The organism is Streptomyces sp. NPDC002004, from assembly GCF_053593975.1.
Genome location: NZ_JBSFDP010000005.1, coordinates 1 through 12686, shown reverse-complemented (window position 1 = coordinate 12686; position 12686 = coordinate 1). Strand labels below are relative to the sequence as shown.

The window sequence follows — 12686 nt, the reverse complement described above, 5'->3', positions numbered from 1 at the left end:
CGCGCGGAGCGGGGAAGGCCTGCGCGGGCCTTCCCCGCGGCGCCGGGGGCGGGGGCGATCCATACGGCATGAACATGTCGCGCAGGACGAGAACCGGGGATGCCCGCGGTGCGTCCGAATACCTGTGAGGGCGCCGGGGCCGACGGGGGTGGTTCCGGCGCCCTCACCCAGCCGCGGATCAGTGCCTTCCCGTCAGGGAGCGCCGTTCGACGGGGAAGTCGAAATAGGTGTCCGGGAAGGGCTCCGGCCGGAACGTGTAGTGCCACCATTCCTCCGGCAGGTTGACGAAGCCCTCCGCACTCAGCGCGTTCCGCAACAGATCGCGGTTCGTCCGCTGCTGCCCGGTGATACGGGGGTCGTCGGTGTGCGCGAGGGTGTCGAAGCAGTCGAAGCCGGTGCCCATGTCCAGGGAGTTGTCCGGGAAGCGCTGCTCCCTCGGGGCGAAGCACGGCACCAGCGGCTCCCCGGGAACATACGGACGGGTCGGTACCGCGGGCCGCTTCACGACCGTCAGGTCCACCGTGGAACCACGGCTGTGGCCCGACTTCTCGGCGATGTAACCGTCGGCGAACAGCCGGGTCTTGTCGACGCGCGGATAGAACTCCGCCTTCATCCGCTGGTCGTCGAGGTCCTTCGCCCAGCGCACGAAGTGGTCCACGGCCCGCTGCGGCCGGTAACAGTCGTACACCTTCAGCGAGTAGCCCTCGGCCCGGAGCCTCTGCTGCGCCTTGTGGAGCGCCTTCGCCGCGGGCGCGGTCAGGATGCACATCGGCTTCCGGTAGCCGTCGATCGGCGCACCCACGAAGTCGTGCGGGGTCGCATAGCGCATCTCCTGGACGATCGTCGGGTCTACGTCGCCGAGCGCCACGAACTCCTTCGGCGCCCTGGGCTCGGGACGGGCCGACGCGGGCGTCGACGCTGCGGGGACGGCGACGGCCGCCAGAGCGGCCGCGATGACGGGGAACTTCAGGAATGTTCGTGTCATGCGCCCTGCATCTATCAGTCCGGGGGCCTCCGCGGAAGACGCCCGCGGCGTGTTCGGATACAGTCCGCCGCGTGTCCGCATCCCAGCACTCCACCGTCACCCCCGTGCCGGACTCGCACTGTTCGAGCTGCGGGGCACCGTACGGGGCCGCCGTGTCCGGCTGGCCGCGCACCTGTGCCGCCTGCGGGACCGTCGCCTACCGCAATCCGCTTCCGGTCGCGGTCGCCCTCCAGCCCGTGTACGACGGCAGGGGCACCGCGCTGGTCGTCGTCACCCGGACCATCGCCCCCGCGCGCGGGGGCATCGCCCTGCCCGGGGGGTTCGTCGACCACCGCGAGGACTGGCGGCACGCGGTCGTCCGCGAACTGAAGGAGGAGACCGGCATCGAGGCGTCGCGCCGGGACGTCCGCCTCGCCGACGCCATGAGCGCACCCGACGGGTTTCTGCTCCTGTTCGGCCTGCTACCGGAGCGCCCGGCCCAGGACCTGCCCCCCTCGGTGCCGACGGACGAGACCGGCGGCTGGCAGCTTCTGCGCAGGCCCGGAGAACTCGCCTTCCCGCTGCACACGGCGGCGGCCCGGGCGTGGTTCGCCGGACGCTACGTCTGACCCGACCCGCGCGGGCCCCGCAGCGCCCGGTGTCCGACTCCCCGGCCCGTCAGAGGCCGCGCACCCGTACGGGGTACTCCGCTTCGCCCCCGCCCTGCCGGCGCACCACGACACGGTCGCCCTCCCGGCGTGCCGTGAACCGCTCGATCTCCGGCTCCTCCCAGCCGTCACCGGTGTCCCGGACCAGCAGGCCTCCGCCGGTACGCCCCAGGGCCGGCGCCCATGCCTCCAGCTCCGGGCCGCCGTCGGCGCCGCGCACCGGCAGCACGGCGCCCGCCCGCACGAGCACCGGGACGCGCGCGAGGGGGGCGTCCAGCAGGACCTGGCCGGGGCCCTCGTGGACCTCCTCGGTCACGCTGTCGTACCAGTGCCCCCGCGGCAGCCGCACCGCGCGACGGTGCGTCCCGCTCTCCAGCACCGGGGCCACCAGGAGCGAGTCCCCGAGCAGGAAGGCGTCCTCGCAGTCGCGCAGCGTCCGGTCCTCCGTGCTGCCCCACCACAGCGGGCGCACATACGGCGCCCCGGTACGTCGCGACAGGTGGGCCAGCGTCATGAAATAGGGCAGCAGCCGCCGTCGCTCCACGAGCGCGGCCCGCGCGTGCTCCAGCACCTCGTCACCGAACTCCCAGGGTTCCCGGCGTCCCGCCCGCATCGCCGCATGCGTACGGAACAGCGGCAGATACGACCCCAGCTGGAACCACCTCAGATAGAGCTCCGGTGACGGGCTCCCGTCGAACCCGCCGATGTCGGGACCCGAGTACGGCACCCCGCACAGCCCGAGCCCCAGCACCAGGGACAGCGACGCCCGCAGCCCCGGCCACCCGGTGGCCACGTCCCCGGACCACGTCCCTCCGTAACGCTGCAGGCCCGCCCAACCGGAGCGCGAGAACAGGAAGGGCCGCTCCTGCGGCTCCAGCCGGCGCAGCCCCTCGTAGCCGGCCCGTGCCATCGACAGCCCGTAGACGTTGTGCGCCTCCCGGTGGTCCCCGCCACGGCCCTCCAGACAGTGCCGAGCCGACCGCGGCAGGGTCGGCTCGCCGAAGGCGGCGAAGGACACCGGCTCGTTCATGTCGTGCCAGAAGCCGGCGAACCCCTGGGCGAGCCGCTCCTCGTAGAGCCCGCCCCACCACTCCCGCACCCGGGGATCCGTGAAGTCCGGGTACACCGACTCGCCCGGCCAGACCAGGCCGCGCACCGGACGCCCCGCCGTGTCCTTCACGAACACGTCGGCGGCCGAGCCGCCGTCGAAGGCGGCGTTGCCCGGTTCGGCCCCCACCGCGGGATCGACGATCGACACCAGCCGGATCCCGTCGTCCCGCAGCTCCTTCGCCAGCACGGACAGCCGCGGGAAGTGCTCGCGGTCCACCGTGAACACCCGGTGCGCGTCGTAGTGGTCGATGTCGAGGTGAACGGCGTCCAGGGGCAGACCGCGCGCCTGGTAGCCCGCCACGATGCGGCGCACCTCCTGTTCGCTGCCGAACCCCCACCGCGCGTGGTGATGCCCCAGGGCCCACGCGGGAGGCACGGCCGCGGCCCCGGTCAGCTGTGCCCACATGTGCAGCACACGCGCGGGAGTGCCCACCACGACCCAGCAGCGCAGCGGACCGCCCTCCATGCGCAGCTCGCTCACACCCGGCCGGTCGTGCCCGGAACCCGCGCCCTCGTCACCTTCGCGCAGCGTTACGCTGCCGTCCCACGTGCTGTCGTGGAAGGCCAGATGGGTGCCCACGTCGGCCACCACCATCTGCACCGGCATCGTGATGTACAGCGGATCGTCGTCCGGACCGAAGGAGCCCCCCGGATCGGTGTTCCACAGACGGTACGTCCCGTCGCGCAGCCGCGGCCCCGAAGCGCGGCCGCCGAGTCCGAAGAAACGGGCGTCCGCCGCCACCTCCGAGCGCTGCAGCCACCTCGCCGTACCGCCGCCGACCGGCTCCCACCAGCGTGGCGGCAGATCACGCCGCAGCACCACGCCGCCCGGAGTGCGCACCTCGACCGCACCGTGCCGGGACACGGCGACGGTGACCCGCTCGGCCACGACGCGCCAGCCGCCGTCCTTGTCCGGCTCCAGGACGGCTCGGGGGTCCCCTTCCGGAGCGCTGCCCGCCAGCGCGTACGAGGGCTCGGGACCGGCGCCGTCCCATCCCCAGAAGACCGCCCCGCCCGCCGTCACCGTGACGCGCAGCTCCGATCGGGCGAACCGGACGACACCACCGCCGGGCCCCGGCTCCACATCGGTCACGGCACCCGGCACCCGGGCCCGCTCGGCCCCGCGCGCGGGCAGTCCCACGGCGTCCGCCCGTCGTCTGCGCCACGCCGCCCGCACCGCACGCAGTCCCTGCCCCGGGCCCACCACGCCCACCGCCTTCACCGAACGCACCAGGTCACGACCGTCCATGGCGCCCACCCTGCCACCGTCCCGCATGCACGTGTGCGTCGTTCAACTGCCGTTCACCCGTGGTGGCAGCACATCTTCACCACCACGACTATGTGCGGCCCACCCTGGTGCCGCAGTCGATCACATGGCATCGTCCCTGTCAGCCGCGTACGCGCACACCCAGCTCGTGCGCGACGAACGCACACGACGCGTCACAGTCCGGGAGCCGACCGATGTCCGAAGCGAACCCCTCACCGCTCTGGGAGCCCGATCAGGAGCTCGTCGACCGCGCACAGGTCACGAGGTTCCAGACCTGGGCGGCCGAGCACCACGGAGCCCCCGCCGACGGCGGCTACGCGGCCCTGCACCGCTGGTCGGTGGAGGACCTCGAGGCCTTCTGGAAGGCCGTCGCGGAGTGGTTCGACGTGCGCTTCGCGAGCCCCTCCACGCGCGTGCTCGGAGACCGGAGCATGCCGGGCGCCGAGTGGTTCCCGGGGGCCACGCTCAACTACGCGGAACACGCCCTGCGCACCGCCGGGACCCGTCCCGACATGCCGGCCCTCCTGTACGTCGACGAGACCCACGAGCCGCGCCCGGTCACCTGGGCCGACCTGCGCCGCCAGGTCGGCTCCCTCGCCGCGGCGCTGCGGGCGCTCGGCGTACGTCCGGGCGACCGCGTCAGCGGCTACCTGCCGAACATCCCCGAGGCCGTGGTCGCCCTCCTCGCGGCCGCCGCGGTCGGCGCCGTCTGGACCTCCTGCGCACCCGACTTCGGTGCCCGCAGCGTGCTGGACCGCTTCCAGCAGGTCGAGCCGGTGGTGCTCTTCACCGTCGACGGGTACCGCTACGGCGGCAAGGAACACGACCGCCGGGACACGGTCGCCGAGCTGCGCCGCGAACTGCCCACCCTCCGCGCGGTGGTCCACATTCCGCTGCTGGGCACCGAGGCGCCCGACGGCGCCCTGGAGTGGTCCGCGCTGACCTCGGCGGACGTGGAACCCCTCTTCGAAGAGGTCCCCTTCGACCACCCCCTGTGGGTGCTGTACTCGTCCGGGACCACGGGCCTGCCCAAGGCCATCGTGCAGTCCCAGGGCGGCATCCTCCTGGAGCACTACAAGCAGCTCGGCCTGCACTGCGACCTCGGGCCCGAGGACGTCTTCTTCTGGTACACGTCCACCGGCTGGATGATGTGGAACTTCCTCGTCTCCGGTCTTCTCACGGGCACCACGATCGTGTTGTACGACGGCAGCCCCGGCTACCCCGACACGGGGGCCCAGTGGCGCGTCGCCGAACGCACCGGAACCACCCTGTACGGAACGTCCGCCGCGTACGTCATGGCCTGCCGGAAGGCAGGTGTCCACCCGTCCCGCGACTTCGACCTGTCCCGTGTCCACTGCGTCGCGACGACGGGCTCGCCGCTGCCGCCGGACGGCTTCCGCTGGCTCCACGACGAGGTCCGCGGCGACCTGTGGATCGCCTCCGTCAGCGGCGGCACCGACGTGTGCTCCTGCTTCGCGGGAGCAGTACCGACACTGCCCGTGTACATCGGGGAGCTGCAGGCGGCGTGCCTCGGCACCGATCTGCAGTCCTGGGACCCGCAGGGCGAGCCGCTCGTCGACGAGGTCGGCGAACTCGTCGTGACCCGGCCCATGCCGTCCATGCCGATCCGCTTCTGGAACGACCCCGACGGCAGCCGCTACCACGACAGCTACTTCGACACCTATCCCGGCGTCTGGCGCCACGGGGACTGGATCACCCTCACCTCGCGCGGCTCCGTCGTCATCCACGGCCGCTCCGACTCGACGCTGAACCGGCAGGGCGTGCGCATGGGGTCGGCCGACATCTACGAAGCCGTGGAACGGCTCCCCGAGATCCGCGAGTCCCTGGTCATCGGCGTCGAACAGCCCGACGGCGGATACTGGATGCCCCTGTTCGTCCACCTCGCCCCCGGCGCCGCGCTCGACGACGACCTGCGTGCGCGCATCACACGGACGATCCGTGAACAGCTCTCGCCGCGCCACGTCCCCGACGAGGTCATCGAGGTGCCCGGCGTTCCGCACACCCTCACCGGCAAGCGCATCGAGGTCCCGGTCAAGCGCCTTCTCCAGGGCACACCCCTGGAGAAGGCGGTCAACCCGGGCTCCGTCGACAACCTCGACCTGCTGCGGTACTACGAGGAACTGGCCCGCAAGCGCGCCTGATCAGCCGCCGTAGGTGGCCTCGGACTCGCCCAGCACGGAGGCGAAGTCCGAGGCCAGCCGCGCGGCATCGGACGGCGCGAGTCCGGCCGTCGTGATGCGGACGCCGGGGCCGGCCGCGATCCGGAACCGCGCACCCGCGGCGACCCACCAGCCGTGCGACCGGAGTCCGTTGACGACCGCGGACTCGTCCCGGACGGGAACCCACACGTTCAACCCGCTCGACCCGTGCACCGGGATCCCGTGTCGCGCCAGCTCGGCCATCAGCGAGCGGCGCCGCTCCGCGTAGGTCTCACCGGCTCCGGCGACCAGCACGCGCGCCCGGTCGTCGGTCAGCAGGGCCAGCACCGCCTCCTGGAGCAGATGGCTGACCCAGCCGGAGGTGAGCAGAAGCCGCCCGTCGTGCCGGGCCAGCGTCGTCGCGTCGCACGCGGCCGCGGCCCAGCGCAGATCCGTGCCCAGGTGCTTGCTGACGGTCCGCACATGCACCCAGCGCGCAAGGCCGCCCGACGTCAGGGTGTTGAGGGGCACTCCCGAGACGGCCGCCGCGTGGTCGTTCTCGACGACGACCACCTCGGGGCTCTGCCGCAGCACCTCCACGAGGGCGTCCCGCCGCGCGGCCGAGAAGGACCCGCCGTACGGGTTCTGGGCGCGGGGACTGCAGACCACGGCGCGCACCCCGGCCCGCACCGCCGAGCGCAGCGCCTCCGGCCGCATGCCCTCGTCGTCCACGCCGACCGGCACCGTGCGCAGTCCCAATGCCGTGACCAGGTCCAGCAGATGGTGGTATCCGGGGTCCTCCATGGCCACCGCGTCACCCGGCCGCAGCTCCACCGAGAGCAGCCGCCCGATCAGGTCGAGCGCGCCATGAGCGAAGGTCACCTGGCCGACCGGCACCCCGTCCGGCGCCAGCCACGCGCGGACCGCCTCCTCCAGGCCGGGCAGCCGCGGAGTGGTCCGGTGCGAGCGGGCACCCGTCGAGTCCCAGCGCGGCGCCCGGAGAACGGGCAGCAGCGCCGGATCGGGATGCCCGCCTGCCAGGTCGCGCAGCCCTGCGGGGACCTTGGGCGGGCGCCGCGAGGCCACGGCGGGGGCTGCGGCGACCACCGTGCCCCCGCGGCCCCGGGTGACGACGATTCCGCGACGCCGCAGCTCCGTGTACGCGGTCGCCACCGTCCCCGGGCTCACCCCCAGGTCGTCCGCGAGCCTGCGCACCGGAGGCAGCGCGTCTCCCGGCGCCAACGTGCCTTCCGCAACGGCCTGTTCAACGGACGCGGCAATTCCCTTGGCCGTCGTCCCAGTGATCGCATATTGTGTTGCCACAGAGCTGATTATGTATCAGTACATAACTTCGGGCAAGGGGGAGCCGTGAGTCTGACGCGCCGGGTGAGCGCCTGGACCGCACGCATACCGGGAGGGCCGGACGGCCGGCGCATGCTGTGGATCGCACTCGTCGACAGAACCGGCAGTGGTCTGTGGGCAGCGGTCTCCGTCCTCTATTTCACCTTCGTCACCCATCTGACCGTTCCTCAGATCGGCACGCTCGTCGCGGTCTCCGGAGCCGTCGGCATCGCCGGCTCACCCCTGGGCGGCCGACTGGCCGACCGACTCCCGCTGACCCGGCTGCTCATCGTCTTCCAACTGCTGCGGGCCTTCGCCTCGCTCGCCCTGCTCTTCACATCCGACTACTCCCTGCTCCTTGCCGTGTCGGCCGTCGGAAGCCTTGCCGACCGCTCCGCGAGCGTCCTCACCAAGCTCTACGCCGGCCGGGTCGCCGGACCCGACCGCGTGCGCTACCAGGCCTTCAACCGCACCGTCGCCAACGCCGGCTGGTCCATCGGCGGCCTCGCCGCGGCCATGGCGCTCGGCCTCGGCAGCGGCTCCTACCCCTGGCTCCTCGCCGGCGACGCGGCCTCCTTCCTCGGTGTCGCCCTGCTCACCGCCCGGTGCGCAGAGCCGCCCTCCCCGTCCCGCACCGTCGCCCGCGGCGGGGAACCCGCAGCCCCGACCGTCCGCGCCAACCCCTGGCGTGACCGCACCTACCTCGCGTACGTCACCACCGAAACCGTTCTCTTCCTCGACGACGCCGTGTTCAAGGTCGGCCTGCCCCTGTGGGCCGTGCACGCCACCGACGCACCCGAAGGCCTCGTGCCCCTGCTCCTGGTCCTCAACAACCTGATGGTGGTCGGCCTCCAGGTGCCCCTCGCCCGTCTCGGCGCCACCACGGCCGCGGCGCGCCGCCTGCTGCTGCCCCTCTCCGCTGTATTCACCGCCGGAGGCATCGCGATGGCCGCATCCGCCGCCGACGGCGCCGCGACCGCCGTGGTCTGCCTCCTCGCGTCCTCCGCCGTCTTCACCCTCGCCGAGATGATCCACGCCACCGTCTCCTGGGAACTCTCCCTCGCCCTCGCCCCCGAGGACGCACAGGGCGCCTACCTCGGCGTCCATGGCCTCGCCCAGTCCGCACAGCGCAGCGTGGGACCACTGGCGGTCACCGCCGCGATCGCAACCGGACCGCTCGGATGGACGGCCTTCGGTGCGGTCATCGGCCTGACCTGCATCGTTCAGCACCGCATCGTCCGCGACCGGCCCGGAGAGCCGACGTTGTCAGTGCCCGTGGTTACTGTGAGTGAGCATTGATCGACTGCTCACACAGGGGGACCCATGGCGCGCACCGAGCACGGCACCGAACGGCACGTCCTGCACCGCGAACTCGCCGGAACCATCGGCCTCCTGGTCGACGAGGAGGACTTCACCGCGATGCGGCGCTACCGCACCTTCACCTTCGACGACCACACCGTCTACCTCCGGCAGGCCGAGTCGCTGCTCAAGACACGCGCCGCGCAGGGCCGCCACACCAGCGTCGCCCTCTTCGACCCGGAGGAGTACGCGGAGTACTGCGCCCACACCGGCCTGGACGCCGACGCACCCATCAGCCGCTCCCGCTACACCGCCGAACTCGCGGCCGTCGGCCCGACCCTGCCCTACGAAGGGCAGCCCCTCGCGCACCTGCTCCCGGACCTCGTCGACGAAGCGGTCCGCCAGGCGACATGGCAGTACGCCACGACGCTCCTCGCCGACGTCGGCGACTGCGCCGTCTGCGGCGAGGACATCGGCCGCGCCGCCTTCACCCGGGCATCCCACCTGCTCGCCCGCATCCTGGAGACGGCCGCCCCCGGCGCACACCACCTCGTGTGCAATGTGTCCGCGCACCCGGAAAGCCTCTCCGCAGCCCTGACCGCGGAGAGCGACGCCCGCCGCGTCACGCAGCTCGACGAGACGGAGGCCCTGGAATTCGCCACCGTCCTCGCCGTCGGACTCGCCACCCGCAGCCCCGGGGGCCTCGTGATGCGCACCAGTGTCCAGGGCGCCGACGACCGCGTCTGCGGATGGCGGCTGCGCGGGGACACCCTCCAGCCGCTCACCGCAGCGGAGGTCTTCGACGCCTACTGCACCGACGTCGACACCGGCGACCTCATCGCCCCCGAGCCGGGCGTCGACTACGGCCCGCCACCGGACCTCGGCCCCGAGCCGCCCGCCGCACGCCACGACCACTGAGCCGCGGCCACCCCTTCCCGGACAGCCGGGGTGGCCGCGTGCATCGAGGAAGCAAAGGAGAAGGAGGGGCGCCCCACCCTCACGGTGGAGCGCCCCTCACACAACGGCGTGCACTGCCGTGCCGGCCCTACTCGCCGGACAGCACCGCCTGAGCCGCGCTGCGCGCCTCATCGGCCGAGTCCGCCGCCCGTGCCGCGGCCGCGGCACGCTCGCACTGCGCCAGCGTGTACTTGGCCAGCGTCGCCCGCACATACGGAATCGACGCAGCCCCCATGGACAGGGAGGTGACGCCCAGACCGGTGAGGACACAGGCGAGCAGCGGATCCGACGCAGCCTCGCCGCAGACGCCACAGCTCTTGCCCTCGGCCTTCGCCGCCTCGGCGGACAGCGCCACCAGGTCCAGCAGGGCCGGCTGCCACGGGTCCTGCAGACGCGACACCGCGCCCACCTGACGGTCCGCGGCGAAGGTGTACTGCGCCAGGTCGTTCGTGCCCAGGGACAGGAACTCGACCTCCTGCAGGATCGAGCGGGCGCGAAGCGCGGCCGACGGAATCTCCACCATGGCCCCGAACTTCGCCCGCAGCCCCGCCTCCCGGCAGGTGTCCGCGAATGCCTTGGCGTCGGCACGGTCCGCGACCATCGGCGCCATCACCTCGAGGTACACCGGCAGCCCCTCGGCGGCCCTCGCCAGCGCGGTCAGCTGCGTCCGCAGCACGTCCGGATGGTCGAGCAGCGCCCGCAGACCACGCACTCCCAGCGCGGGGTTGGGCTCGTCGGCCGGCGTGAGGAAGTCCAGCGGCTTGTCCGCACCTGCATCCAGCACCCGTACGACCACGCGACCCTCGGGAAAGGCCTCCAGCACCTGGCGGTACGCCTGGACCTGCTTCTCCTCGGACGGCGCCTTGGTGCTGTCGTCGAGGAACAGGAACTCGGTACGGAACAGACCGACACCCTCGGCGCCCGCCTCCACCGCGGCCGGCACGTCCGCCGGTCCGCCCACGTTGGCGAGCAGCGGCACCTTGTGCCCGTCCGACGTGGCACCCGGACCCGTCGCCGCTGCCAGTGCCGCCTTGCGCTCGGCAGCGACCGCCGTCAGCTGCGCCTTCTTCTCCTCGCGCGGATTCACGAAGATCTCGCCGGTGCTGCCGTCCACCGCGATGACCGTGCCCTCGGCCAGCTCACAGGCGCCGGGCAGCGCCACCACGGCCGGGACGCCGAGCGCCCGTGCCAGGATCGCGCTGTGGCTGGTCGGCCCGCCCTCCTCGGTGACGAAACCGAGGACCAACGTCGGGTCGAGCAGCGCGGTGTCCGCCGGAGCGAGATCGCGGGCGATGAGAACGTACGGCTCGTCGCTGTCCGGGACACCGGGCATCGGCACCCCCAGCAGACGGGCGACGATGCGGTTGCGCACATCGTCGAGGTCGGCCACCCGGCCGGCCAGATACTCACCGGCGCCGGCCAGCAGGGCCCGGTACGCCGCGAACGCGTCGTACACGGCGCGCTCGGCCGTGCTGCCGACCGCGATGCGACGCTCCACGTCCGCCATCAACTCGGGGTCCTGGGCCATCAGGGCCTGTGCCTCGAGCACGGCCTGGGCCTCGCCGCCCGCCAGATTGCCGCGCGCCATCAGGTCGGCGGCCACCGCTTCCACGGCCTGGCGGGCACGACCCTGCTCGCGCTCCGCCTCTTCCTTGGGAATCTGCTTCGCCGGCGGCTCCAGCACCGCCGTCCCCATGTGCCGGACCTCGCCGATCGCCACACCGTGGCTCACGCCGACGCCTCGCAGGGTTGTCTCCATCTCACCCGTCTCCGATAGTGCGGCGGCCCGGGCCGCCGCGATGGTCGTCTGCCTGCTGTTCAGGACGGGGGCGTCAGTTCCAGCCGAAGAGAACGTCTCCGGCCTTCGTGTCGCCGCCCTCCACCAGGTCGGAGAGGGAGTCGGTGGTGGCTTCGAGAGCGACGACCGGGCAGATCGGGGACTTGCCCGCCGCCTCGACGCCCGCAGGGTCCCAGCGCACGACGGACTGGCCGCGTGTAACGGTGTCCCCCTTGTTGACGAGCAGCTCGAAGCCCTCGCCGTTCAGCTGGACGGTGTCGATGCCGAGATGCGTCAGTACACCGTGACCTTCGGGGTCCACGACGACGAAGGCGTGGGGGTGGAGAGAGACGACGACGCCGTCGACGGGGGCCACGGCCTCCGCGCGCTCACGCACGGGATCGATGGCCGTACCGGGTCCCACCATCGCGCCGGAGAACACCGGATCCGGTACTGCGGAGAGTCCGATGGCGCGTCCGGCGATCGGGGACGTCACGGTGGTCATGGCAAACCTCCAAGGGGTGGAGTTTCCTCCTCGCCGTCACTGCCTGTCCTGGACGGCGGACTGTTCAGCAGCGTAAGTCATATGAAGTCGCCGTTCCGCATGAGAGAGCCCTGGTGGGAGCGGGTCGGACACGGCCCTCCCGATTTGCGCCCGCCGCGAGGCCCGCTGTAGAGTCGTACTCCTGCCCGAGCCCAGCGGCGCCTTGCGCCCGGCGGTCGAGCGGCCTCTATCAAGGTCAGATCCCCAATTCCGGATCCGATTCTGCATGCCTGCAGAGACGGTGGTCAGGAAGAGGAAAAAGACCTGGTAGAGTTTGAAACACCGAAGGGAAGCGCCCGGAGGAAAGCCCGAGAGGGGTGAGTACAAAGGAAGCGTCCGTTCCTTGAGAACTCAACAGCGTGCCAAAAATCAACGCCAGATATGTTGATACCCCGTCTCCGGCCGATCGGCTGGGACGAGGTTCCTTTGAAATACACAGCGAGGACGCTGTGTGCGAGAGGATCATTCCTCCTCTCGCACCGCTCTCGTGTGTGCGCACCGGATAACCGGTAAACATTCACGGAGAGTTTGATCCTGGCTCAGGACGAACGCTGGCGGCGTGCTTAACACATGCAAGTCGAACGATGAAGCCCTTCGGGG

Annotated in this window: 9 protein-coding genes and 1 rRNA gene; 5 read left to right on the top strand and 5 right to left on the bottom strand. The window is 71.9% G+C overall.

The genetic code is table 11. From position 1 onward, the window contains the following. Positions 1–178: 178 nt before the first annotated feature. Positions 179–985: a M15 family metallopeptidase gene (locus ACWCP6_RS10380; protein WP_450931963.1), complete on the bottom strand. Its 807-nt coding sequence runs from the start codon at positions 983–985 to the stop codon at positions 179–181. A gap of 71 nt (positions 986–1056) precedes the next feature. Here ACWCP6_RS10380 and ACWCP6_RS10375 point away from each other — a divergent pair, with 71 nt between their 5' ends. Continuing rightward, positions 1057–1593, top strand: coding sequence for an NUDIX domain-containing protein (locus ACWCP6_RS10375; RefSeq protein WP_450931962.1), 537 nt, complete (start codon positions 1057–1059; stop codon positions 1591–1593). Between the two features lie 49 nt (positions 1594–1642). Here ACWCP6_RS10375 and ACWCP6_RS10370 read toward each other — a convergent pair whose 3' ends face one another. Next, positions 1643–3991, bottom strand: a complete 2349-nt coding sequence (locus tag ACWCP6_RS10370; RefSeq protein WP_450931961.1) for a glycoside hydrolase family 31 protein — start codon at positions 3989–3991, stop codon at positions 1643–1645. A 212-nt stretch (positions 3992–4203) separates the two neighbouring features. Here ACWCP6_RS10370 and ACWCP6_RS10365 point away from each other — a divergent pair, with 212 nt between their 5' ends. Next, positions 4204–6171 carry an acetoacetate--CoA ligase gene (locus ACWCP6_RS10365; RefSeq protein ID WP_450931960.1) on the top strand — a complete coding sequence of 656 codons (1968 nt, stop codon included), beginning with the start codon at positions 4204–4206 and terminating at the stop codon, positions 6169–6171. Here ACWCP6_RS10365 and ACWCP6_RS10360 read toward each other — a convergent pair whose 3' ends face one another. Next, a complete protein-coding gene (locus ACWCP6_RS10360; protein ID WP_450931959.1) occupies positions 6172–7491 on the bottom strand; it encodes an aminotransferase class I/II-fold pyridoxal phosphate-dependent enzyme in 1320 nt (439 codons plus the stop codon). Positions 7492–7536: 45 nt separating this feature from the next. Between ACWCP6_RS10360 and ACWCP6_RS10355 the strand changes: the two genes are divergently transcribed. Together ACWCP6_RS10355 and ACWCP6_RS10350 are read left to right on the top strand one after the other, a co-directional pair. Next, on the top strand, positions 7537–8808 hold the full coding sequence (locus tag ACWCP6_RS10355) for an MFS transporter (protein WP_450931958.1): 1272 nt from the start codon (positions 7537–7539) through the stop codon (positions 8806–8808). A gap of 24 nt (positions 8809–8832) precedes the next feature. Then, a complete protein-coding gene (locus ACWCP6_RS10350; protein ID WP_450931957.1) occupies positions 8833–9726 on the top strand; it encodes a hypothetical protein in 894 nt (297 codons plus the stop codon). Between the two features lie 127 nt (positions 9727–9853). On the opposite strand, the gene ptsP is transcribed toward ACWCP6_RS10350, so the two are convergent. Together ptsP and ACWCP6_RS10340 are read right to left on the bottom strand one after the other, a co-directional pair. Further along, the gene (gene ptsP / locus ACWCP6_RS10345; protein WP_450931956.1) at positions 9854–11524 is read right to left on the bottom strand and encodes a phosphoenolpyruvate--protein phosphotransferase; all 1671 of its coding nucleotides are present in this window, start codon (positions 11522–11524) and stop codon (positions 9854–9856) included. Positions 11525–11597: 73 nt separating this feature from the next. Next, the gene (locus ACWCP6_RS10340) at positions 11598–12047 is read right to left on the bottom strand and encodes a PTS sugar transporter subunit IIA (protein WP_450931955.1); all 450 of its coding nucleotides are present in this window, start codon (positions 12045–12047) and stop codon (positions 11598–11600) included. Between the two features lie 555 nt (positions 12048–12602). On the opposite strand from ACWCP6_RS10340, the gene ACWCP6_RS10335 reads away from it, so the two are divergent. Continuing rightward, positions 12603–12686: ribosomal RNA gene (locus ACWCP6_RS10335) — 16S ribosomal RNA — on the top strand; the annotation flags it as partial.

What these genes read in the sequence shown, in the direction of transcription:
- ACWCP6_RS10380 (WP_450931963.1), bottom strand. Translation starts at nt 985, where the DNA reads ATGACACGAACATTCCTGAAGTTCCCCGTCATCGCGGCCGCTCTGGCG.
- ACWCP6_RS10370 (WP_450931961.1), bottom strand. Translation starts at nt 3,991, where the DNA reads ATGGACGGTCGTGACCTGGTGCGTTCGGTGAAGGCGGTGGGCGTGGTG.
- ptsP (WP_450931956.1), bottom strand. Translation starts at nt 11,524, where the DNA reads ATGGAGACAACCCTGCGAGGCGTCGGCGTGAGCCACGGTGTGGCGATC.
- ACWCP6_RS10350 (WP_450931957.1), top strand. Translation starts at nt 8,833, where the DNA reads ATGGCGCGCACCGAGCACGGCACCGAACGGCACGTCCTGCACCGCGAA.
- ACWCP6_RS10340 (WP_450931955.1), bottom strand. Translation starts at nt 12,047, where the DNA reads ATGACCACCGTGACGTCCCCGATCGCCGGACGCGCCATCGGACTCTCC.
- ACWCP6_RS10365 (WP_450931960.1), top strand. Translation starts at nt 4,204, where the DNA reads ATGTCCGAAGCGAACCCCTCACCGCTCTGGGAGCCCGATCAGGAGCTC.